At 72.7% G+C, this 21858-nt stretch carries 22 protein-coding genes; 8 read left to right on the top strand and 14 right to left on the bottom strand.

From position 1 onward, the window contains the following. Nucleotides 1-33 precede the first annotated feature (33 nt). From J2S42_RS07750 to J2S42_RS07725, 6 genes are all read right to left on the bottom strand, one after another. Entirely contained in the window at nucleotides 34-1164 is a 1131-nt protein-coding gene (locus J2S42_RS07750) for an acyl-CoA dehydrogenase family protein (RefSeq protein ID WP_307236767.1), read from the bottom strand. 69 nt (nucleotides 1165-1233) lie between these two features. Next, a complete protein-coding gene (locus J2S42_RS07745; RefSeq protein ID WP_307236764.1) occupies nucleotides 1234-2064 on the bottom strand; it encodes a helix-turn-helix domain-containing protein in 831 nt (276 codons plus the stop codon). 299 nt (nucleotides 2065-2363) lie between these two features. Beyond that, a complete protein-coding gene (locus J2S42_RS07740) occupies nucleotides 2364-2939 on the bottom strand; it encodes a nucleosidase (RefSeq protein WP_307236762.1) in 576 nt (191 codons plus the stop codon). A 154-nt stretch (nucleotides 2940-3093) separates the two neighbouring features. Then, nucleotides 3094-4032, bottom strand: coding sequence for a LysR family transcriptional regulator (locus tag J2S42_RS07735; RefSeq protein WP_307236759.1), 939 nt, complete (start codon nucleotides 4030-4032; stop codon nucleotides 3094-3096). A gap of 492 nt (nucleotides 4033-4524) precedes the next feature. Further along, nucleotides 4525-5802, bottom strand: a complete 1278-nt coding sequence (locus J2S42_RS07730; protein ID WP_307236756.1) for a CE1 family esterase — start codon at nucleotides 5800-5802, stop codon at nucleotides 4525-4527. 67 nt (nucleotides 5803-5869) lie between these two features. Next, nucleotides 5870-7192, bottom strand: a complete 1323-nt coding sequence (locus J2S42_RS07725; protein ID WP_307236754.1) for an extracellular catalytic domain type 1 short-chain-length polyhydroxyalkanoate depolymerase — start codon at nucleotides 7190-7192, stop codon at nucleotides 5870-5872. Nucleotides 7193-7395: 203 nt separating this feature from the next. Here J2S42_RS07725 and J2S42_RS07720 point away from each other — a divergent pair, with 203 nt between their 5' ends. From J2S42_RS07720 to J2S42_RS07700, 5 genes are all read left to right on the top strand, one after another. Next, the gene (locus J2S42_RS07720; RefSeq protein ID WP_307236750.1) at nucleotides 7396-8325 is read left to right on the top strand and encodes a PaaX family transcriptional regulator; all 930 of its coding nucleotides are present in this window, start codon (nucleotides 7396-7398) and stop codon (nucleotides 8323-8325) included. Nucleotides 8326-8590: 265 nt separating this feature from the next. Beyond that, a complete protein-coding gene (locus tag J2S42_RS07715) occupies nucleotides 8591-9880 on the top strand; it encodes an extracellular solute-binding protein (protein WP_307248658.1) in 1290 nt (429 codons plus the stop codon). 6 nt (nucleotides 9881-9886) lie between these two features. Continuing rightward, entirely contained in the window at nucleotides 9887-10852 is a 966-nt protein-coding gene (locus tag J2S42_RS07710; RefSeq protein ID WP_307236747.1) for a carbohydrate ABC transporter permease, read from the top strand. Next, a complete protein-coding gene (locus J2S42_RS07705; RefSeq protein ID WP_307236745.1) occupies nucleotides 10849-11667 on the top strand; it encodes a carbohydrate ABC transporter permease in 819 nt (272 codons plus the stop codon). Before J2S42_RS07710 ends, J2S42_RS07705 begins: the two co-directional genes overlap by 4 nt. A 65-nt stretch (nucleotides 11668-11732) precedes the next feature. Next, entirely contained in the window at nucleotides 11733-12188 is a 456-nt protein-coding gene (locus tag J2S42_RS07700; protein WP_307236743.1) for a nuclear transport factor 2 family protein, read from the top strand. Nucleotides 12189-12253: 65 nt separating this feature from the next. On the opposite strand, the gene J2S42_RS07695 is transcribed toward J2S42_RS07700, so the two are convergent. Further along, nucleotides 12254-13777, bottom strand: coding sequence for a cytochrome P450 (locus tag J2S42_RS07695; protein ID WP_307236740.1), 1524 nt, complete (start codon nucleotides 13775-13777; stop codon nucleotides 12254-12256). Nucleotides 13778-14032: 255 nt separating this feature from the next. On the opposite strand from J2S42_RS07695, the gene J2S42_RS07690 reads away from it, so the two are divergent. Further along, nucleotides 14033-14620, top strand: coding sequence for a TetR/AcrR family transcriptional regulator (locus J2S42_RS07690; RefSeq protein WP_307236737.1), 588 nt, complete (start codon nucleotides 14033-14035; stop codon nucleotides 14618-14620). Between the two features lie 56 nt (nucleotides 14621-14676). Here J2S42_RS07690 and J2S42_RS07685 read toward each other — a convergent pair whose 3' ends face one another. The 3 genes from J2S42_RS07685 to J2S42_RS07675 form a co-directional block, all read right to left on the bottom strand. Then, nucleotides 14677-15870 carry a glycosyl hydrolase family 18 protein gene (locus J2S42_RS07685; protein ID WP_307236735.1) on the bottom strand — a complete coding sequence of 398 codons (1194 nt, stop codon included), beginning with the start codon at nucleotides 15868-15870 and terminating at the stop codon, nucleotides 14677-14679. A gap of 76 nt (nucleotides 15871-15946) precedes the next feature. Next, nucleotides 15947-16360: a hypothetical protein gene (locus J2S42_RS07680; RefSeq protein WP_307236732.1), complete on the bottom strand. Its 414-nt coding sequence runs from the start codon at nucleotides 16358-16360 to the stop codon at nucleotides 15947-15949. 18 nt (nucleotides 16361-16378) lie between these two features. Continuing rightward, the gene (locus J2S42_RS07675) at nucleotides 16379-17863 is read right to left on the bottom strand and encodes a hypothetical protein (protein ID WP_307236729.1); all 1485 of its coding nucleotides are present in this window, start codon (nucleotides 17861-17863) and stop codon (nucleotides 16379-16381) included. Nucleotides 17864-18051: 188 nt separating this feature from the next. Here J2S42_RS07675 and J2S42_RS07670 point away from each other — a divergent pair, with 188 nt between their 5' ends. Both J2S42_RS07670 and J2S42_RS07665 read left to right on the top strand, forming a co-directional pair. After that, nucleotides 18052-19473, top strand: a complete 1422-nt coding sequence (locus J2S42_RS07670; RefSeq protein WP_307236725.1) for an amidohydrolase family protein — start codon at nucleotides 18052-18054, stop codon at nucleotides 19471-19473. A gap of 24 nt (nucleotides 19474-19497) precedes the next feature. Further along, a complete protein-coding gene (locus tag J2S42_RS07665) occupies nucleotides 19498-20166 on the top strand; it encodes a hypothetical protein (RefSeq protein WP_307236722.1) in 669 nt (222 codons plus the stop codon). 184 nt (nucleotides 20167-20350) lie between these two features. Here J2S42_RS07665 and J2S42_RS07660 read toward each other — a convergent pair whose 3' ends face one another. The 4 genes from J2S42_RS07660 to J2S42_RS07645 are packed head-to-tail and all read right to left on the bottom strand — an operon-like array spanning nucleotide 20351 to nucleotide 21809. Continuing rightward, complete coding sequence (locus tag J2S42_RS07660; RefSeq protein ID WP_307236719.1) at nucleotides 20351-20539, bottom strand: hypothetical protein; 189 nt, start codon at nucleotides 20537-20539, stop codon at nucleotides 20351-20353. Nucleotides 20540-20582: 43 nt separating this feature from the next. Next, on the bottom strand, nucleotides 20583-20930 hold the full coding sequence (locus J2S42_RS07655) for a DUF4132 domain-containing protein (RefSeq protein WP_488193136.1): 348 nt from the start codon (nucleotides 20928-20930) through the stop codon (nucleotides 20583-20585). Continuing rightward, nucleotides 20849-21280 carry a hypothetical protein gene (locus tag J2S42_RS07650; protein WP_307236713.1) on the bottom strand — a complete coding sequence of 144 codons (432 nt, stop codon included), beginning with the start codon at nucleotides 21278-21280 and terminating at the stop codon, nucleotides 20849-20851. Before J2S42_RS07650 ends, J2S42_RS07655 begins: the two co-directional genes overlap by 82 nt. Before the next feature lie 34 nt (nucleotides 21281-21314). Then, nucleotides 21315-21809: a hypothetical protein gene (locus J2S42_RS07645; protein WP_307236710.1), complete on the bottom strand. Its 495-nt coding sequence runs from the start codon at nucleotides 21807-21809 to the stop codon at nucleotides 21315-21317. Nucleotides 21810-21858 lie beyond the last annotated feature (49 nt).

Here is a 21858-nt window from a genome sequence, read left to right as displayed (position 1 = left end):
CGTACGGCCTCTCCCCGGCCGGAGGCGGGCCGCTCAGAGCGCGAACGACGCGGTCGGCAGCACGTCGAACTCGAGCCGGCCGTAGTCCTCCGCCAGGATGTACGGCGTGAAGAACGGGTGCCGGGTGCCGACGGCGACGTCCCGCCAGTATCGCTGCAGCGGGTTGCCGTCCACGAACCCGCTCGCCCCGTGCAGGTCGAGCAGCAGGTCCATCGCCTCGCGGCACTCCCGGGCCGCCGTCGACAACTCGACACGCAGCTCGACCCGGTCGGTCACCGGCAGCTCACTGCCCGCCGGCAGCCCGTCGACGACCTCGGCCACCCGGAGCGTACGCCGCATCGCCGTATCGGTGCGCCGCCGCGCCTCGGTGAACCAGTAGCGCCCGAGCGGAGAGTCCGCCACCCGGGCGTAGGTGGTCATGTACGGGGCCCGGCCGCCGGTGATCGCGTCCGCGACCAGGTCCAGCGCCGCGTGGGTCGCCCCGATCATCGGCGCGAGCACCGTCAGGCCGCCCGCGAACATCGCCTCCGGCGGGATCGGCCGGGCGGCCTCGGGGAAGGTGACGAAACCGTCCGGTACGAGAACGTCCTCGGCCACCAGCGTGTGGCTGCTCGTGCCGCCGAGACCGGCCGCACGCCAGGTGCGGTCCACCGACAGGTCGGACAGCGGCACCAGAGCCATGGCCGGCATCGGGGTCCCGGCGTCCGGCAGCGGCACCGCGATCATGGCCAGGGACGCCAGTTCCGCACCGGATGCCATCGACCACCGCCCGGAGACCCGCAGACCGCCGGGCACGCGCACGCCGCTGCTGCCCGGCGACACCACCTGGGTGGCGCAGAACACCGAGTCCGGGTCGGCCAGGACGGCCTCCTGGGCCGGGTCCGGCAGCGCCAGCCGGGCCACGGCCTTGTTCGCGGCGTTCAGGCCGACGACCCACGCGGTGGAGGCGCAGCCGCGTCCGAGCTCGGTGAGCACCTCCACCTGTGTGACCAGGTCAGCCTCCGACCCGCCCGCCGCGCGCGGCACCGTGAGCGCGAACAGTCCGGCGGCCCGCACCGCCGCCACGCTGTCCGGCGCCGGTGTCAGGTCGCGCTCGGTGCGCTCCGCGTTCGCCAGCAGTGTCGGCACCGTCTTGCGGGCAGCATCCAGCAACGATTCGTTCATAGCAGTGAATCTCGTCCTTCTGGTGAGCAACAGCGTCAGCCCGGACGGGCGCGCTGGGGTGAGGGGGCGTCAGCCCTGATGGGCACGCTGAGCGCGGGTGGCGGCCAGGCGCGCGGCGTCGACCGAGCCGGGCTCCGCCGTGTACACGACCGCACGGAGGTCACCCTGGTGGATCGTGATGATGTCGCAGTCGAGCGTGAAGTCCCCCACGACCGGATGGCGCTTGATGAGCCGATGGTGCCGGTCCTGGTGATCCGCGGGTGACTCCCACATGGCGGCGAATATGTCGCTCTCCGCCCGCAGATCGGCGACCAGGTCCGCGACCCAGTCGTCGTCCGGATACCGCCGGGCGGTGGCCCGCAGGTCGGCCACGATCGCCTGCTGGAAACGTGCTTCGGCCTCGGACCCCGCCTCGGTCCATCCCTCCATGCCGGTGAAGGCACGCCAGGCCAGGTTGCGATCCCGGCCGTCGACCAGCATCGAGAAGTAGCACATCGCCTCGCAGGCCGCGTTCCAGGCGAGCAGTGTCCAGGCGGCGTCCAGGACGCAGATGGGTACGTCACCGAGACGGTCGAGCAGGTGCCGCGCGCCGGAACCCACCTCGTGCGGCACCCGGCCCGCGAGTGACGGCACGTGCCCGGCGAGCGAGCAGAGATACTCGTACTCGCTGCTGGACAGGCGCAGGGCCCGGGCGAGTGAGTACAGCACCTGGGCGGACGGCCGCCCGTTCCCCTGTTCGAGGCGCTTCACGTACTCGGCGGACACACCGGCCACGGCGGCCAGCTCGTCCCGGCGCATCCCGGGCGTACGCCGGCGTGCCGCCGAACGCAACCCGCTCGGCGGGGTCGCGCGCTCCCGCCAGCGCCGGAGCGCGACTCCAAGATCGTTACCTGAGGGCACCCAGGAATGATTACTCATCTTCGGCGATCCAGCGTGGCCCGAAAAGTACCAGTCTGCCCACCGGGACGCGCCGGGCGACCGGCGCCGCCAAGCTGGCAGCGCTGACCGTTGCCCGGCGCGCGACCGCGAGCCACGCACCGGACGACTCGCTCCCTGCCCGCGGCGAGACCAGCGACGGGGGGGCGAATCGCCCACCGGGCCTTTCCGGCCGGGGCTCGGGAGTGGACGACCGGCCGGGACGGGGCCGGCTGGGATGGGGTCGGCTGGGATGGGCCGGTCCGCTTTTCCGGATGCCGGGGTCAGGCGGCCTGGCGGGCGAGCCAGGCGCCGAGGGCGCGGGAGCAGTCGGCGACCGATTCGCGCCAGGTGCGGTCCGCGCCCGCGCCGGCCTCGTCGCTGACGTGTTTGATCAGGCGGACCGGGACGGCGGCGGCGTGGGCGGCGGCGGCGATCGCGTAGCCCTCCATGTCGACCAGGGCGGCGTGTTCGGCGAGGCGGGCGCGGACCGCGTCGTCGGCGATGAAGGAGTCGCCGGTGGCGAGCGTGAGCGCGGTGTCCGGGCCGACGGTCAGCGGCGGGCTGCTGAGCACGCCGGTGAGGCGGAACAGCGTGTCCTCGTCGAAGTCGTGCTGGACGACGGTGCCGATCTCGTGCGTGCCGGACAGCCCGGCACGCAGCGCGCCCGCGGTCCCCAGGTTGATGATCTCGCGGGGGCGGGAGGCGGCGGACAGTGCCGCGGCGACCGCGACGGCCGCGTTGACCTTGCCCATCCCGGTGAAGAGGATCGGCAGGCCGGTGTCGAGGTGCTCGGCCTCCAGGTCGATCGCCATGACCAGAAGCGGACGGTCTGCGCTGATTGCTCCACGGATCTCCACGGGCCGGAAGTTTACGCCGCGCGACGGGCCGGGCCGGGGGCGTGGCCCGCGGAGCCGGACTCCCACGTCGAAATCCCGCTGGTGTGCCGCCCATGACGCCGGCCGCGGACCCGCATGACACCTCAGTCGCTGGTGACGCGGTCGCCGAGAGGAGTCACGTCCGCAGCGATGCAGCCGGCTGGCCGGGTGGCCGGGCGACAGCGGTGAGGGTGGCCTCGGCGATTCTGCGGAAGCTGGTGACGAGCCGGTTGCGGTCGCCGGCGCGGGTGGCCAGGACGATCTGGCTGGGCTCGACGCCGTGCAGCGGGACGGTGGTCAGGCCCGGGTGCAGGCCGGTTGCCGGGTCGAGGGGTGGGCCGATGGCCACGGCCTGGCCGGCCGCGATGAGTTCTTGCTTGTCCTCCAGGGCCTCGACCAGCGGGCCCGCGGGCGCGGGCCGGCCGTCGGGGCGGGGGTCGAGGCGCCAGTAGGCGTTGAGCTGGGCGTCGCCTTGACGTACGTACGGGATGGGTTCCTCGGCGATGTCGTCGAGGGTGACCGATTGCCGGCCGGCGAGGGGGTGGTCACGGGAGACGACCAGCACGCGGGGCTCGTCGTGGAGGACGGTGACGCGCAGCCGGTCGGTGCGGAACGGCAGGCGGGTCACCACCGCGTCGACCAGGTGCTCCACCAGCGCGCCGCGGGACTCGCTCCAGGCCAGGAGCCTGGTGTGAACCTCGGCGTCGGGGTGGTGGCGGCGCATCGCCCGTACGCCGTCGGTGATGATGAGGCCCTTGGTGTAGCCGATGGTGATGGCCGCGGGCCGGGCCGCGGCGCGGGTGCGCGCCATCGCCTCCGTCGCTGCGCGTAGCAGTCCGGCGGCCAAGGGCAGGAAGACCTCGCCGGCGTCGGTGAGCCGGGTGCCGTGCGTGGTGCGGTCGAGCAGGCGGACGCCGAGCTGCTGTTCGAGGCGCTGGATCTGCCTGCTCAGTGAAGGCTGGGTGGTGCGCAGCGCCTCGGCGGCGCGGCCGAAGTGCCCATGTTCGGCGACGACCGTGAAGCACTGCACCAGCCGCAGATCCAGGTCGACAAGCGCCGGGAAGGGTGAGGACACATGATGAACCTAGATCGCGCCGTCGCCCGCCGGTAATACGAAACGCGTATCAGCGGATGCGGAAGAGTCATCGGACGAGTGGTCGCGCACCCGTTACGTGCTCAATTTCCCCGGCACCGTCGCGACCAGCTTCGCCGGGGACTACCACCACGATCCGGTGGTGACCGGGCAGATCGCCATGCTGCGGCGGACCTGACCGAGATCGCGCCGTTCCTGGAGTCGTCCGACCACGGCCGGATCACCGCTGTCGGTGAGGGCCGGGCCGTTCCGCTCGACCCCGCGGTGTCCTCGCCCACCGACGCCACCCGCCTGCACCGGTACACCCGGGAACTGCTCTCCACCCGGAACGAGGCCGCCCAGTGATGAACCGGAGCGGTCGTCACCGACGGTTTCGGTGACGACCGCTCCGGCCCGGATCGCGAGACGGCCGAGCCGGTTCGCGCTCTGACGCCGGGGGCGGCACTCGCCCGGGTGCCGCCCCCGGCGCCGACGTCAGCCGCAGGCCGAACCGTTCAGCGCGTACGCGGCCGGTGCGCCGCTGTCGCCGGTGTGCGTGGCCTGGAAGCCGAAGGTGACCGACGCGCCCGGTGCCAGCTGGGCGTTGTGGCCGACGTTGGTCGCGGTGACCCGCCCGGACGTGGGCGTGTACGTGGCGTTCCAGCCGTTGGTGACTGTCTGGCCGGCCGGCAGCGTGAACGCGAGTGTCCAGCCGTTCAGCGCGCTGCCGCCGGTGTTCGTCACCGTGATGTTCGCGGTCAAGCCGTTGTTCCACGCGTTCACGGCCGCGGTCGCGCGGCACGCGGTCTCAGCGGGTGGCGTCGTGGTCGGCGGCGTGCCGGTCGGGGTCGTGGGCGGCGGCGTGGTCGGCTGGGTCACGCTGCCGAACTGGCTGAAGAAGCGCCACACCTCGGGGCCGACCCAGGACGTGCCGGCGTTGCGGTCGGTCGGCAGCGGCACGTGGTCACCGTCGTGCGCCGCCCACTGCACCGGGTACCCGGACCGGCAGCCCGTGTACGCGGTGGTGATGTGGGTGCCGCTGTTCTGGCCCGGCTCCGGCGGGTTCTGTGCGGTGCAGCCGTTCGCGCGGACGAACACGTCCCGGATCGACCGGCCCGAGGAGATGTTCAGGACGCTGTCCCGGGTGCCGTGGATGCCGAAGTACGCGACCGGCTGCGACGCCGACGAGCATCCGCCGCTGAGGTTCGCACCGGCGATCGGCGCCACCGCCCGGAACACGGCCGGCCGGGCGCAGGCGAGCGCGAAGCTCATCGCGCCGCCGTAGCTGAAGCCGAGCGCGAACCGCTGGGACGTGTCGACGCACAGGTCGTTCTCGACCGTGCGCAGGATGTCGTCGACCAGCGTGACGTCCCGGCCGCCGGTGTTCGCCCAGCCGGCGTCCAGGCCCTGCGGCGCAACGAAGATCGCGCTGTTTGCGGCTTGCGCCTGGAGGCCGTAGAACCCGTTGCCGACCACGTCGCTCGCGCTGCCGTTGAGCCAGTGCAGCCCGACCACCAGCCGGTACGCCCGGTTGTTGTCGTAGTTGCCGGGCAGCCGCAGCTGGTACGTGCGCGCCCGCCCGCCGCTCTGGATGGTGTACGTCCCGTCGCGCAGCGTCGGGTTCTTGCCGCACCCGGCGGTGGCGGCGAGCGTGCCGGTCTGCCCGGCCGTGGCGGTCCCGCCGGTCAGCGCGATCGCTCCGGCGGCGGCCAGCAGTACGGCGGCTACGGCGGTGCCGAGTATCCGGTGTCTCCGTGTCGGTTGTCCGGTCATCTGAGGTCACTCCTGCGGTGAGGCGCCCGGCCCGGGGCCGGGCGCGACGGTGGCGGGGAACGGAGGTTCAGGCGACGGTGCAGGCGGCGCCGTTCAGGCTGAACGACGACGGTGCGGCCGTGTTGCCGGTGTGCGTGGCCTGGAAGCCGATGGAGACCGAGGCTCCGGGCGCGATCGCCGCGTTGTGGCCGGCGTTGCGCGCGGTGACCTGGCCGGAGGACGGCGTGTACGTGGCGTTCCAGCCCGACGTGATCGTCTGCCCGGCGGGCAGTGTGAACGACAGCGACCAGCCGTCGACGCGCGCGGTGCCGGTGTTGGCGATCGTGATCGCCGAGGTCAGCCCGGTGTTCCAGGCGTTGATCGCGTCGGTGACCCGGCACGCCCCGGTCACCGGTGGCGTGGGTGTGGGGGTGTTCGGCGGCGTGGGCGTCGGAGTGGACGGCGGGGTGGACGGCGGCGTGGTGAGGCCGAAGAACGCGACGGCCGCCGCGGCCATGCCGGTGCTCGGCAGCGTGTGGCCGGCGCCCTGGACGGCGTACGCCTCGACCCGTACGTCGCCGGTGGCGTCCGCGAACCGGCGGCGGTTCCACCCGGCCTGCGGGGTGTCGGTGGACGTCGGGGTCTGGGACAGCCCGGCCACGTCGGTCCACTGCTCCACCGACTCCTGGAGCAGCGAGTACGGCACCAGCGTGTCGTTGGTGCCGTGCCACAGCTGCACCCGAGGCCGCGGCCCGGTGTATCCCGGGTAGGCCTGACGGACGGCGTCGCCCCACTGCTGCGGCGTGCGGTTCATCGCGCCGCCGGTGCACCGGCTGGCGCCGGGCGGGTAGTCGGCCGCGTTCGCGAAGCAGTCGTACGGCACGCCCATGAACGACGCGCCGGCCCGGAACAGGTCGGGGTAGACGGCCAGCAGGTGCTGGGTCATCATGCCGCCGGAGGAGCTGCCGGTGGCGTAGACCCGGTTCTGGTCGCCGCCGTACTGCCGGCCGGCGTAGGCGACCATCGACGCGATCGAGACCGGGTCGCTGCCGCCGCCGCGTCGTTTCGCCGCGGCCGACCAGGTGTCGAAGCACTTGCCGAACCCGGCCTCCTGCATCGCGGACGGGTAGATCACGATGAACCCGTGCCGGTCGGCCAGCGCGGCGAACTCGCTGCCGCTGTAGAAGCCGGGCCCGGAGCCGCCGCAGCCGTGCATGGCCACCACGATCGGCGGGTTCGCCGGTCGGGAGTCCGGGACGTAGACGTGCATGCGCATGCCGCCCGGGTTGTCGCCGAACGAGGTCACCTCGGTCAGCGAGGCGGCGAACGCGGGACGGCCCGCCGGCAGCGTGAGTGCGGCGAGGACGGTCAGTGCGGCCGTACCGAGCAGCAGTGTCTTCTTGAATCTCATGGTGGCATCTCCTCGAGGGAGGCGAGAGGAGGCGGCGGCACGGAGCCGGCGATCGCCCGGACGTGTCGGCTCGCGTGGACCGACGCGTGACACTTAGCTTGCTCCGCGGCCACCGAACTGTCAATCGACGCATATCAATTAAATTGTGCCGCGGCGGTCTAAAGTGAAGATCGACCGTCCTCAGCAGCCCGCCGGAGCGTCGCGTGACCAGCCCGTACGACATCGAGGAGATCTTTCCGGAGGACGCGGCCGGTGCGGTGCGGCTGCCGCGGCGCCAGAACGGCAACTCGCCGCAGGGCCTGGCCGTGACGCTGCTGGCCGACTACACGCTGCGCACCCGGGCCTGGCTGCCGTCGGCTGCGGTCGTCGCGCTGCTCGGCGAGGCCGGCGTGAGTCCGGCCGGTGCGCGCACCGCGATCAGCCGGCTCGCCCGCCGCGGCGTGCTGGAGGGCGCCCGGCGCGGGCGGCAGAGCTCCTACCGGCTCACCGCGGCCGCGGCCGCCTTCCTGACCGTGGGTGGGCGCGCGATCGTCTCGCCGGCCGGCGTGGAGCCGTGGGACGAGCACTGGACGCTGGTCGCGTTCTCGCTGCCGCAGGCCGAGACCACGCGCCGGCGCGGGCTCCGCACGCAGCTGCGGTGGATGGGGTACGCCCCGCTGTACGACGGGCTGTGGGTCTCGCCGCGCGCGCTCGACGCGCCGGCGCAGGCGGAACTGGAGCGGCTCGCGCCCGGTGCGCTGACCGTGTTCCGGGCCCGGCACGCCGGGGACGGCCGCGCGCCGCTCGAGGCGTGGGACGTCGCGGCTATCGCGGGCGAGTACGCCGCGTTCGTGGCGCGCTGGCACGCGACGCCGGCCCGGCCGGCGTCCGGTGCGGAGGCGGTGCGGATCCGGACCGAGGTGATGGACGACTACCGGCGGATGCCGGTTCTCGACCCCGCGCTGCCGGCCCGGCTGCTCCCGGCGGACTGGCCGCGCGAGCCCGCCCGCGAGCTGTTCGCCGCCGTCTACGACGGGCTCGCGCACACCGCCGAACGGCACGTGCGCGACGTGGCGGAGCGGGTCGCTGGTGCGCCGTGGCCCGGCATCCACGCGCACACCGTGGCCGAGATGGCCGCCGGACTCACCGGCTAGTCCGAAACTTTCAGACTACGTACCGATTTGCGCGGCTGCGCGCTCCGTGCACAGCGCCCGCACGACGTACCGTCGAAAAAGGGTTACTAACAGCCGGATCGGCAGGTCGCAGGCCATCTGACAGGGCGATTCATCCTCTTGACCCATCGATCACCGTCTCGTAACGTGCGCATGCAGCTTCGCAAATTCCGGTCGGTGGGCGAAAGTTTCGGCAATCGTGATGCCGGCCGTTCCGATACGCCCTTGCGGAAAGGGGTCCCTGGTGATGCGAATCAGTCGCAGGTCGTTGCTGGGCCTGGCCGGTGCCGGAGCCGCCGGCCTGGCGCTCGGTGCATGCGGTGACGGCGGGAGCGGGAGCGGCGGCGCCGCCGGCGGGACGATCCGGTGGTGGCACATCGCGAACACCGACCCGATGCTGTCCGCGTGGGCGGACATGGCCCGCCGGTTCGAGGCCGCGAACCCCGGCGTGACCATCGAGATCACCGCGCTGGAGAACGAGGCGTTCAAGACCAAGCTGACCACGAACATCCAGGCCGGTGACCCGCCGGACATCTTCCACACCTGGGGTGGCGGCGTACTCGCCCAGCAGGCCGAGGCCGGGATGATCAAGGACCTCACGGCCGACGTCGGCGGCTGGCGCGACCAGCTGATCCCGGCCGCGCTGGACGCCTACACCATCGACGACAAGGTCTACGCGTCCGCGGTGGACACCGGCATGGTCGGCTTCTGGTACAACAAGGAACTGTTCGCCAAGGCCGGCGTGACCACACCGCCGGACACCTGGGCCGGGCTGCTCGACGCGGTCGGCAGGCTCAAGAGCGCGGGCGTCACGCCGATCGCGCTGGCCGGCAAGGAGAAGTGGCCCGGCCACTACTACTGGGCCTACCTGGCGCTGCGGATCGGCGGCCTGGACCTGATGCGGCAGGCCGCGGCCGACAAGAGCTTCGCCGCACCGGACTTCGTCACCGCCGGCGAGCGGCTGTCCGAACTCGTGGCGCTGCAACCGTTCCAGACCGGCTTCCTCGCCGCGGGGTACTCCACGGCGGACGGCCAGGCCGCCACGATGGGCAACGGCAAGGCCGCGATGGAACTGATGGGCCAATGGGCGCCCACCGTGCAGAAGGACTCCTCGGCCGGCAAGGCCGGGCTCGGCGACAAGCTCGGCTTCTTCCCGTTCCCCGCGGTCGACGGCGGCAGGGGCCGGATCACCGACGCGTTCGGCGGCGGCGGCGGGTTCGCGATCGGCCGGAACGCACCGGCGAAGGCGATCGACTTCCTCCGCTTCATCGCCCAGCCGGACAACGCGCGCATCGAGGCGAAGACCGCGGGCGTGCTGCCGGTGGTCAAGGCCGCCCAGGACGCGGTCACCGACCCGAACCTGAAGAGCGTGGCGGACATCCTCGGCTCCTCGACCGGTTTCCAGCTCTACCTGGACCAGGCGTTCGCGCCCGCGGTCGGCCAGCAGGTCAACGACAGCGTGGCGGAGCTGCTGGCCGGTCAGGCGAGCCCGCAGGACGTCGCCGCGGCCATCACCACCGTGGCGAAGCAGGGCTGACGGACGGTGGTCATCATCGAACGGCGGCCGGCCGCACCGGCCCGGCCGCCGGTCCGCACCCGGGCCCGGCGCCGCCGGCCCTGGCCGACCATCGTGCTGTTCCTCGCGCCCGCGCTGCTGCTGTTCGGGCTGCTGGTGCTGGCCCCGATCGTGGTCGCCGGCTACGCGAGCCTGTTCACCTGGAACGGCTTCGGCGTACCCACCGAGTTCGTCGGCCTGGAGAACTTCCGGCGGCTGCTCGTCGACGAGATCTTCGTCGGTGACCTGCGGCGCACGCTGCTGCTGGTGACGCTGTCGATCCTGATCCAGCTGCCGGTCTCGCTCGGCCTGGCGATGCTGCTCAACCAGCCGTTGCGCGGCCGGCGCGTCTACCGGCTGGTGTTCTTCGCGCCGTACGTGCTGTCCGAAGTGGTCACCGCGGTGCTGTTCACCATGATCTTCTCGCCGAACCAGGGCCTGGCCAACCACATCACCCGGCTGATCGGCCTCGGCGACCTCGGAGCGACCTGGCTCGCCGACCCGGACACCGTGATGTACTCGCTGTTCCTGGTCATCTCGTGGAAGTACTTCGGCTTCCATACGCTGCTCTACCTGGCCGCCCGGCAGAGCATCCCGCCGGAACTGCACGACGCGGCCGCGACCGACGGCGCCGGCCCGTGGCGCGCGTTCCGGCACATCACGCTGCCGCTGCTCGGGCCGACCATCCGGATCAGCGTGTTCCTGTCCGTGCTGGGCACGGTGCAGCTGTTCGACATGGTCTGGGTGCTCACCGGCGGCGGGCCGATCCGTTCCTCGGAGACGCTCGCGGTGAGCATGTTCCAGGAGGGCTTCAAGCGGTTCCACGTGGGCTACGCGAGCGCGTTCAGCATGGCGATCTTCCTGATCAGTCTCGTCTTCGGCCTGCTCTACCAGCGTTTCGTCCTGCGCCGCGACCTCGAGGGCGCGGTCACCACGATGGGAGACCGGCGATGAAGGCCCGGCACGCCGCGCTGCACCTGCTGAGCATCCTGGTCGGCGCGGCCATCGTGGTCCCGATCCTGTTCGGCGTGCTCGGCGGGTTCAAGGACAACGGCCAGCTGTTCACGAACCCGTTCGGGCTGCCGGACCCGTGGATCCCCGGCAACTACACCGACATCCTCGGCTCCGGCGCGTTCTGGCGGCAGGCCGGCAACAGCGTCGGTATCGCGATCGCCACCACCGTGGGCGTGGTCGGGGTCGGCGCGATGGCTGCGTACATCTTCGCCCGCTACGCGTTCCCGGGCCGGGAGACGCTGTTCACCGTGTTCGCGATCGGTCTGATGTTCCCGTTCGCGGTCGCGATCCTGCCGCTGTTCGTGCTGCTGCGCGAGATGGGCCTGCTCGGCAACCCGCTCGGCGTGGTGCTGCCGCAGATCGCGTTCGGCCTGCCGGTCACCATCGTGGTGCTGCGCGGCTTCTTCCGCGGCATCCCGCCCGAGGTGGAGGAGTCCGCGGTGCTGGACGGCGCCGGCCCGGTCCGGTTCTTCTGGCGCATCCTGCTGCCGATGTCCCGCCCCGCGCTCGGCACGGTCTCGGTGCTCGCGGTCGTCGGCAGCTGGAACAACTACCTGCTGCCGCTGATCGTCTTCAACGACTCCCGCTGGTGGACGCTGCCCCTCGGCGTCCAGCAGTTCCAGTCGCAGTACTCCGCCGACACCGCGCGCATCCTCGCCTACGTCACGCTCGCCATGATCCCCGCGCTGCTCTGCTACGCGTTCGCGGAGCGCCAGCTGGTCGGTGGCCTGACCAGTGGCATCGGCAAAGGTTGAGCTTCCTTTTCGCGACATCCTGTCGTAATGTTTCACGACAGGTTGTCGCTAAAAGGGGGACTCGCATGGACGACCGTGCCGCACTCGTCGAGCTGATGGGCCGATACGCCGACATCGCCGACCTGAAGGACTTCACCGACCTGCCCGGCCGCGTGCTCGCCGACCCGGTCGCGCTCGACTTCTCCTCGGTCGCCGGCATCCCGCCGATGACCGTGCCGCTCGGCGACTACACCGCCGTCCTGCGCGCCTCGTTCGCCACGTTCACCGCCACCCACCACGCGATCACCGGCCACGTGATCGAGGTCGACGGCGACCGGGCGACGATCCACGCTCATGTCCGCGCCGAGCACTGGCTGCCGCCGGAGACCGCCGGCGACGGCCCGGACCGGTGGCTGGTCGCCGGCTTCTACGACAACGAGGCGATCCGCACGCCCGGCGGCTGGCGCCTGACCCGGGTCCGCCTCACCGCCACCCACCAGGAGAACCCGCACCTGGCCCGCACCGCCGTCCAGCCCGGCTGACTCGTCCGCCGGCCGACTCCTCAGGGGGCGGAGCCCGGTTCTCGGCCCGCCCGGCGGTCCCTGACCTACCGGACCGCTGAGCCCGGGTTCGCGCTGTCCCGGGAGTCGCGCCGGGCCGTGACGTGCAGATGCAGGTTGACCGGGTAGGCCGCGAACGACATTCGCTCGTGGACCATGCCGGCCGTGCGGTCTCCGGCGAGGTCGAACCGGCGGCCCAGGACCGAGGTGACCATGGCCGCCTCGATCAGGGCCAGGTTACGACCGGGGCAGAAGCGGGGTCCGCTGCCGAACGGCGCGAACGGGAGCGCCTCGGCGGGCAGCCTGCCGTCCAGCCAGCGTTCGGGACGGAACACGCCGGCGTCGGGGAACCGGGCCGTGTCGCGGCGGGCACCGTAGGAGGTGAGCACGACGATCGGCGTGTTCGCGGGCAGGAACAACTCGCGCCCGTCGCTGCGGGCAACGGTCATGTCCCGGAGGTTCTGCAGACCCGCCATGGGTGCGACCGGCTGGAGCCGCAGGACCTCGTGGACGACCGCCTCGGCGTACCTCAACCGGCCGATCGTCGCCGGGTCGCCGGGCACCCGCTGATCGCCGAGCACCTCGTCGGCCTCGGCCCGGACTTTCGCGGCGATGTCCGGGTGCTCGGCCAGGAAGTGCAGCGCCCACGCGGCGGTCGACGAGGTGGTGTCCTCACCCGCCAGCAGCATGGTCAGGACGTTGCCGAAGACTTCCTCGTCGGTGATCCCCGGCTCGTTCTCCAAGGGTTTCACCAGCGCTTCGAGGAAGTTGGCCGGTGACTCGCCCGCTGCCACCCGTGCCCTCGCGTGCGCGAAGCGCTCCTTGACCAGCGCCTCGATCTCACGGACGGTGGCGTCCAGCCGGTGATCCTGGGGCAGCTTGAACCGGCGCCAGTAGGGAAACGGCGCGTTGATCCGCCGGGCGAACGCGGGAAACAGCATCGGGAGCCGGCGGTGCAGGCCTTCACCGGTGCTCTCCAGTGAGTTGAGGTCGTGGCCCATCGCCAGGCCCGAGGTCACGTCGAGCGTGTAGCGCATCATGCTGTCCAGGACGTCGACGCGCTCGCCGGCGGCCGCAGCCGCCTCCCACCGCCGCAGGAGGCGCTCGGTGACCTTGGTGATCGTGGTGAAGTACTGCCGCAGGTAGGCCGCGTTCAACGACTGCGTAGCGACCTTGCGAAGGCGCCGCCACCGGTCGCCCTCGGCGGTGAAGACGCCGTGCGGGACGATCTCGTTGATCACGGCGGACATCCCGGTGTCCCGGCCGAAGTCGTCCGGGCGGCGGCGCAGCGCCAGGTCCACCAGCACCGGATCGGCGGTGACCACGACGTCCCGCTGTCCCCCGGGGCGGAACCGAAAGGTCAGCCCATGATCGTCGGCCCATCCCTCCAGCAGCCGGTGCGGTGTCCGGGTGCGGACCAGATCCAGGAGATTGCCCACGACCGGACGCCGGGGCGGCCCAGGAAGGTCGTCGATGGTGTTCACCCTCCTCAGGTTCCGCGAACCCGCCCGGTTCGCCAACGATTCTTTCTTCCTGAAGGGGAGATTCGTGGTCCGAGGCTCGGCCTCCATGAGGTGCGAAACGAGCGAGTCCCGGAAATGCGGCGGCACCCGGGACCGGGTAGGGCGCGGGGGTTCGGCTCGGCCACCACGCGACCGGCAGGGAGGAGCGCCAGCGACGACCGGGGCCCGCGGGAGCACTCGGAACGCGAGCACGCCGGAAGCGGGAAAAGAAATGTCCCGGTTCTGGTCCTCGATGCCGGCGGGTTGGGGCTACGGCGGCCGGGTCGCGCAGGGGTGGCAGCCGCGGTGGGGGAGGATGACCGGATGCCGCGGATCAGGGGAGCCAGCATCGGGGAGCACCATGAGATGGTGTGGGCCGGGCTGGAGCAGGCGACGCGGGAGCTGTTGCGCGAGCGCGACTACGACTCGATCACCATGGGGCACATCGGGGCCCGGGCCGGGCTGGCCCGCAACACGCTGTACAACTACGCCCGCGACAAAGGGGCGCTGATCGCGGCGCTGACCGAGCGGATCGCCCGGCCCACGGTGGCGCGGGTGGCCGGGATCGGGGCGCGGGTGGCGGATCCGGCGGCCGTGCGGCTGCGGGAGATCGTCGAGGTGGTGCTGGCGGCGCTGACCGACCCGGTGCTGCAGCTGATGTTCCGGCCGGTGGGCGCGGACGCGCCGAAGGCGCCGGGCGGCCCGTTCCCGGCGATCGTGGCCGAGGTGGAGCGCGTGCTGCGGGACGGGATCGCGCGCGGCGAGTTCCGCGACGTCGGCGACGTGCCGCTGACGGTCGAGCTGCTGTCCGGCGTGATGCGGGCCGGTGCGGAGCGCGCCGGCCGGGACCCGGCCACGGTCGCGGCCACCACTCGCGCCACCTCGCAGCTCATCCTCGCGTCCCTGGCCTGAGAGACAAGCGCTGCCGGGGGTACGACGTACCCCCGGCAGCGCTTCCGGCACGGGTTCTAGAAGCCGGCGCTGACCTTGGTGAAGGCCCAGTCGGCCTGCGCGATGCCGCTGCAGTCGGAGACGACGCCGCCGCCGGCGCAGCCGCGGTCGCGGTTGACGGCCCAGAACGTGAAGCGGGCGAGGTTGTTGCCGCGGGCGTAGTCGCGGATCCGGGTCCAGGTCTCGACCGTGGTCAGCTCCTGCTGGTCGGAGAGGCCGTTCATGCCGGAGATGCCCATCCGCGAGTACGCCTGCGCGTCGGTCCAGCCGAACGTGGTCTTGAGCTGCTTCTTCAGGCCCTCGGACGCGCCCACGGTGCTGGCGTACATGTCCGCGCCGCCGTTGAAGTCGAACGGCATCTGGGTGAAGACGTCGATGTTCGCGCCGAGCGCCTTCGCCTGGTTGATCAGACGGATACCGTGCGCGTTCGGGCCGGTCGGCGTGGTACCGAAGGTGAGGATCGTGGTCACCGACGGGTTGTTCTGCTTGATGATCTTCAGGGCGCCGAGGATCCGGTCCTGGACCACGTAGTTCTCGAACTCGTCGGTGTTCTCGATGTCGATGTCGATGGCCTTCAGGCCGAACGCGTTGATGACCTTCTGGTACGCGCCGGCCAGCGCCTCGGGCGTGGCGCAGTTCGGGCCGAGCTTGTTGCCGCTCCAGCCCCCGATCGACGGGACCACGCTGCCACCGGCCGCCTGGATCGCCGCGATCGTGCTCGCGTGCACGCCGCCGGTCAGCCCGCTCTCCCCGTCCCAGACCGGGTTGCAGCCGTTGGCCAGCACGAACGCGATGGTGAACGCCTTGATCCCGGTCGCGTTCATCACGGTGGCCGGCGCCGGCGGGTTGCCCCAGCCGGGGTAGATGTACGGCGCGGACGCCATCTTGGTGCCGGTGGCGGGCGGCGGCGTGGTCGGTCCGGTCGGCGGCGGCGTGGTCGGCGTGGTGGTGCCGCCGCACGCGCCGTTGTCGGCCCAGACGCCCCACTGGCCGCTGGCGGTCGGGAGCTCGTTCTGGGTCCACCACCTCGCGGTGTAGTTGCGGGACGCGTACGAGACGGTGTTGTCCTTGACGTAGACGGCGGACGCGCTCCAGGCGGTGGCGCAGGCGGCCGCGGCGGAGGCGCCGGGGGCGAGCGCGACCGAGGCCGCGATCGCGGTCCCGGCCACGGCGGTCGCGATCGCGGCGGCGAACGAACGGCGGAGTGACATGGCGAACCAGCTCCAGGGGTATCGGGGTTCGCCAATTATTAGGACTGTTAACAGTGGGGGTCCAGGGTGCGCCGCCCTAAATGTTCCCTAAGGTCAGCAAATTGGAGGCCTTGTACGTGGCGACGCCGATCAGCGCCGCGCGCATCCGCTGGAACCGGTCGCCGGTCGCGGTCAGCGCGGTCGCCCAGGCGTCCAGCCGGCCCACCCAGGCGACCCGGTCGTCCGCGCTCAGGCAGTCCTTGTAGGACCCGTTCACGCCCTCGGTGATCCTGCCGATCCGGGTGAAGATCGGCCGCAGCCGCGGGTGCGTCATCGGGTCCGCGTCCAGCAGCGACTCGTCGTCCGGCAGGTCACGGATCTCGATGAGCGACTCCATCATGGTCAGGTTCGCCCGGTCCTGCGCGGTCACCGCCGTGGCGCGGACCAGCGACAGCACCTGCCCGGCCGTCAGCTCACCGGCGCGCAGCAGCTGAACAGCAGGCCGTCCCACGGTAACCGGGCCCGCCGGTCACCACCGGCCCGCACGTAGTCGTAGACGACCGTGGCCGGCACCGGTCCGCGGTCCACCGTCCACGGCGGCTCCACGTCCAGCGCGGACGTGACGGCCGGTCGCGGGCCGGACGCCGGGAGCGGGCCACCGGCCCGGCACGCCACCTCGAGCGCGGTCCGGAACACGGCGAGCCGGGTGTCGTCCGGGTGCGCCGCGGCCAGCCGGTCCAGCGCGGCGGCCACGGCCGGGTCGTGCAGCCGCTCCCGGTTCGCCCGGTGGTACGCCTCGGCCGGGTCCGGCTCGTGCGTGCGCAGCCACTCCACCAGCGCGACCGGCAGCCCGCCCGCGGCCCCGCCCCGCGGCCCGGCCGGCGTGCCCGGGTCCCGCGATGATCCGCCAGCGCAGGATGTCGGCCGCGGCCGCGAACCCGTCCACGGTGTGTTCGGCGAGGCGGATCAGGAACTCGTCGTCGACCGGGTTCGCCGCGTGGTAGACGTCCCAGACCGAGATCAGCCGGATGCCGTGCTCGCGCGCCCAGGCCAGGCCCGCGCCGGTCGGTGGCTCGGTCACCCACAGCGTGGTGAAGTACCCGGCACCGGCCACCGCGCGGGCCTGCTGGGCCGCACCGGCCATGAACGCCGCGGCGACCGGGTTGTCCGGCGAGATCGGCGAACCGGTCCAGATCATCGGTACGTGCAGCGGCATCTGCTGCCCGGCCGCGTTCCGCAGCACCGCACCGGTCGCCGGCAGGTCGTCCAACGACACCGGTCCGGTGCGTGCCGCCAGATCCAGCCGCCGGAAGAACGCGTCCGCCCCGGCCGGGTCCACGTCGCCCGGCGGCCTGGCGAACGCGGGCGCCGGGGCCTGAGTGCGCACGCCGAACCAGTCCGGCCCGAACACCGGGTGCACCGGCGCGTCCCGGCGCATGCGGGCGCGCAGCGGGCCGACCGCGTCCGGCATCGGCGGGTCGTCCGAGAAGATCATGATCTGCGGCGGGCCGTCCAGCACCGACCCGGTGGTGATCGCCGGGTCCGCCGGTGGCGGCAGGAACGCGACGGCCGCGCCCGGCGCCCGCACGGCGTCCAGCAGCCGGGCCGGTGCCGGGGTGAGTTCGGTACCGGCCGACCACAGCATCCCGCCGTCGACGAAAATCCAGGTCAGCGGCGCACCGGCACGCCCGGAGGTGCGGATCAGCGCGGCCGAGCCGGGCGCGGACAGCAGCGCCGCGGGCACGTCCTCCGGTGCGGGGCCGCCGCCGAACCGGTCCCAGATCTCGTCGACCGTGGGCGGGGTGAGCCGGGCCGGGTCCCAGCCGGCGTCCGTGCCGGTCACCACCATGCCCACGGCCAGCGGGTACGCGGCGGACGCCGGCGCGTTCATGGCCTTGACCAGCGCCATCAGGTCGACGCTCGCGCGCGTCTGCCCGGGGTGGAAGTACACCCCGCCCGGGATCGGCAGGAACATGCCGTCGCGGCAGACGACGTCGAGCATCGGGTGGGTCACCGGACGGAACTCCAGGAGAGGGGACGGGCCTGCTACTACGGCGTCCCGGCGGGCCCGGTGCAGATCACCGGCGCGGACAGTGGCGACCCGGACCGCGAGAGGGCACGCGCACCGCCGACCCGCCCGGTCCATTTCGTCGTCAAGCCGTTTGTAAGAAAGTTGCAAGCACGTCCCGCCACGCTGGCCGCATGAACGACACTGCTCCCACACCCGGCCGGCCGTACGTGATCCGCGGCGGCACCGTCATGTCCATGGACCCGGCCGTCGGCGACTTCGAGCGCGCCGACGTGCTGGTCGACGGCGGGCGGATCGCCGCGGTCGGGCCCGTCGTCGACGCACCGGACGGCGCGGACGTGATCGACGCGCGTGGCCGGGTCGTGCTGCCCGGCTTCGTCGACACCCACCATCACCTGTTCGAGACCGCGCTGCGCTCGTACCTGCCGAACGGCTTGCTGATCAACGACGGGTCCGGCTCGCCGAGCGCGGACCCGTCCTACATGGAGCACATCATCGGCCGGTTCGCCCCGGCGTACCGGCCGCAGGACGTCTACATCAACATGCTGTACGGCCGGCTGTCCCAGCTCGACGCGGGCGTCACCACCGTGCTGGACACCTCGCAGATCCACCACACGCCCGAGCACAGCGACGCCGCGGTCGCGGCGCTGACCGACGCGGGCGCCCGGTCGGTGGCCGGCTACTGGGCCGGTGACGGCCGTCCCGGCTCCCGGTTCCCCGACGACGCCCGGCGGCTGCGCAGCCGGTACTTCTCCGGCGACGGGCTGCTGACCATGGCGATGGGCGGCGAGATCATGGGCGGCATCGACGCGTACGCCCCGGTCTGGACGCTCGCTCGCGAGCTGGACGTGCCGATCGCCGCGCACGCGCTCGGCTTCATGATGAACCCGATCATGCAGGGCCTGGCCCGCGGCGACCAGGGCATCGGGCTCGGCCCGGACGTGCTGTTCATCCACATGGTGCACGTCTCCGACGAGGTGTGGCAGTCGGTCCGCGACGCCGGCGTGCGGGTCTCGCTCGCCGTACCGATCGAGATGACGATGCGGCACGGCACGCCGCCGCTGCTGACCGTGCAGGCGCTCGGCATGGAGCCGTCGCTCAGCTCGGACGTCGAGACCACGATGGCCGCGGACCCGTTCACGCTGATGCGCGCCACGCTGACGCTGCAGCGCATGCAGGTCCACGAGCGGGTCTTCGCGCAGCCGGGCCGCACACCGGAGAACTTCTGGCCCGCCCCGGCGCCGGGCACGCCGGAGCTGCTGCTCGACCGGGACGTGCTGCGCTTCGCGACCATCAACGGCGCCGAGCACCTCGGGCTCGGCCACCGGACCGGCTCGCTGACGCCGGGCAAGGAGGCGGACATCGTCATCCTGGACGCGACCGCGCTCAACGTCGCACCGATGAACAGCGCACCCGGCGCGGTGGTGACGCTGATGGACCGGACGAACGTGGAGACCGTGATCGTCGGCGGCACGGTGCGCAAGTGGCGGGGCCGGCTGCTCGACGCGGACCTCGGCCGGCTCGGCAGCGAGCTGGAGGCGTCCCGCGACCACCTGTTCCAGGCCGCCGGGATCAAGCGGAACCTGTTCGCCTGAGCCGATCCGGGGTATGCGGACGTCATGACCTGGGGAGTGGGCGGCGTCTTCAACCGGCTCGCGCGACTGCGCGGCGGCAAACCCATACACACCACCGGCCGGGTGTACGAGGCTCGCCTGCTCCGCCGCGGCGGAGGCCGGTGGGGCGTGCCGTGGCTGGACGAGCCGGGCGAGGACGCGGGGGTGGTGCGCCTCTCTCGCGGTGCCGGGCTGCCGGGGGCGCTGCCGGACGTGCTCGGGCTCGCGTTCGGTTTCGGCACGCCGGGCGGCGCCCGGCACGACCTGCTGCTGTCCGCCGGCGGCACCGGGCGGGTGACCCGGCACCTGCTGGCCGTGCGGCGGGACCCGTTCCGCGGCGGGTACACCACGGTGTTCCCGTACCGGGCCGGGCGCCGCCGGGTGACGATCACCGCCCGGCCGCGCCCGGTCCGCCGCGGCGGACCGCTGTTCCTGCTGTCCGCGGCCGGGCCGGGCCGGGCGGCGCGCGAGTTCGGGCTGCTGGTGCTGGGAGCGCCCGGCCCGGACGAGCCGATCGCGTTCGACCCGGTGCTGCACCCGCTGCCCGGCCTGGTGCTGCCCGGCCCGATCGCGGCACTGCGCGCGGACGCCTACCGGGGCGCCCGCGCCGGCCGGGCCACCACCGGCCGGGCGGGCAGCCTACGCCGGCCGGTGATGGCCGGTGACGGCGCGTGACCGCGGCCGGAGCGCCACGTCCACCGGCACGGGCCCGGCCGTCGCGATCCTGACCGCACGGTCCGTGCCCGCGGTCCCGGCCCGCGGCGCGGACCGGTGGGGCTCAGTCCGCGGCGCGGACCGGTGGGGCTCAGTCCGCGGCGCGGACCGGTGGGGCTCAGTCCGCGGCGCGGACCGGTGGGGCTCAGTCCGTTGGTGCGCTGCCGGTCTCGTCCGCCTGGTTGGCGTCCTTGGTGCGGGCACGCATCTTCTCCGCGAGGCTCTGCCGCCGCTGCGCCGCCTCACTCTGGTTCGCCACCCGCCCGGCCAGCGTCGCCGAGTCCTTACCGCGGCCCGGCCGGCGCCCGAGAGAGTCGCTGGGTTGTCTCACCATGTCCGTCGTCCTTTCCTCACCCTCATTCTGGTGCCTGGAAATGCTATGCGTGGCTCGTCAGCCGGTACGCGTCGCGCAGTGTCTCCGACGCCGCGACCGGCCCGAGGTCACCGAACGTGGCTCCGGCCGGTGCGGTGACGCTGATGTCGTGCGGCGTGATCTGGGTCGGGAGACCGCCCGGCCAGTCCCGCTCGACGCCGCCGTTCGGGTTGAATCGCCAGCCGCGCGCCGCCAGCGGATGCAGCATGTCCAGGTCGCCCTCCCGCCCGGTGTCCAGCGGCAGCTCGCGTGCGGCCGCCTGCTCCGCGGTCATCCGGTGCACCTCGCGGCCGAGCTGCGGGAACGGCGGGAGGATCTCGTAGTCGGCGAACGTCTCCGCCCACAGCGCCAGCTCCGGGCCGGCCTGCGCCGGGTGGTACAGCGTGACCCGCCGCTCCTCGTCCAGCTCGATGCGCCCTCGGAGATCTCCGCGGCCACGACCAGCGCCGCCGCGGCCGCGCCACGCGGGGACGGCACACCGGGCCGGCCGAGATCCACGGCGAACCGGCGGGCCTCGTCGAGCAACCCCGGGTGGTAGTCCGAGAGGCTCGCCGCGTCCAGATCGGATGCGGCGAGCAGCTGCGCCAGCCGGGCCGGCGCCTCCGGGCCGGCCTCCGGCGCCGGGAACGGCAGCCCGCCGCGCCGCGGCAGCTGCCGGCCCCGCCACTTCTCCGGCCCGTCCCAGCCGTGGTCGAATCGCATCCATACCTCCGTTGGCATCGAACGGAGGCGAAGTCTACGGAGCGGGTGTGACAAGCACGGCCGGGATGATCCGGTAGTCCCGCTGGAAGACCATGTTGTGCAGGTCGCCCGCCACGATCGCGCGTAGCGTCGGCACCTGCGCCGCCGCGTCGGCGTCGCTGAACACGTTCAGCGCCCAGTCGTGCACGGTCACGCCGCGCAGGTGCGGGTGGTGGAAGCCGCTGCCGAAGTGCGCGGCCAGGGCCAGCGGCGGCAGCCCGGTGGCGCGCTGCTCCGGCCAGGACAGCGACCACTCCGCCCGCGGCCCGTCCTCGGTGCGCCGCACGCCGGTCGCGGTGATCTCGCCGGTGCCGCGCAGCAGTGCCCGGTCTGCCTCCGCCAGAACCTGCCGCGCGTACGGATCGAGCAGCTCGACCGCCGTCCCGAACAGCGCCTCCTTCGCGGCCCGGTCCGCGGCGTCCCCGTGCGTGCCGTCCCGCAGGTCCATGACGTGCCGCAGCAGTCCCTCGAACGGTTCCTGAGTATCCATGTCCGCGCTTTACCCAGCCGGCCGGACCGCGACCCGCGGTCCGGCCGGC

The sequence above is a fragment of the Catenuloplanes indicus genome, assembly GCF_030813715.1.
GTDB lineage: Bacteria > Actinomycetota > Actinomycetes > Mycobacteriales > Micromonosporaceae > Catenuloplanes > Catenuloplanes indicus.
The sequence above is the reverse complement of the archived record's forward strand: the minus strand, read 5'-3'. Positions and strand labels throughout refer to the sequence as shown.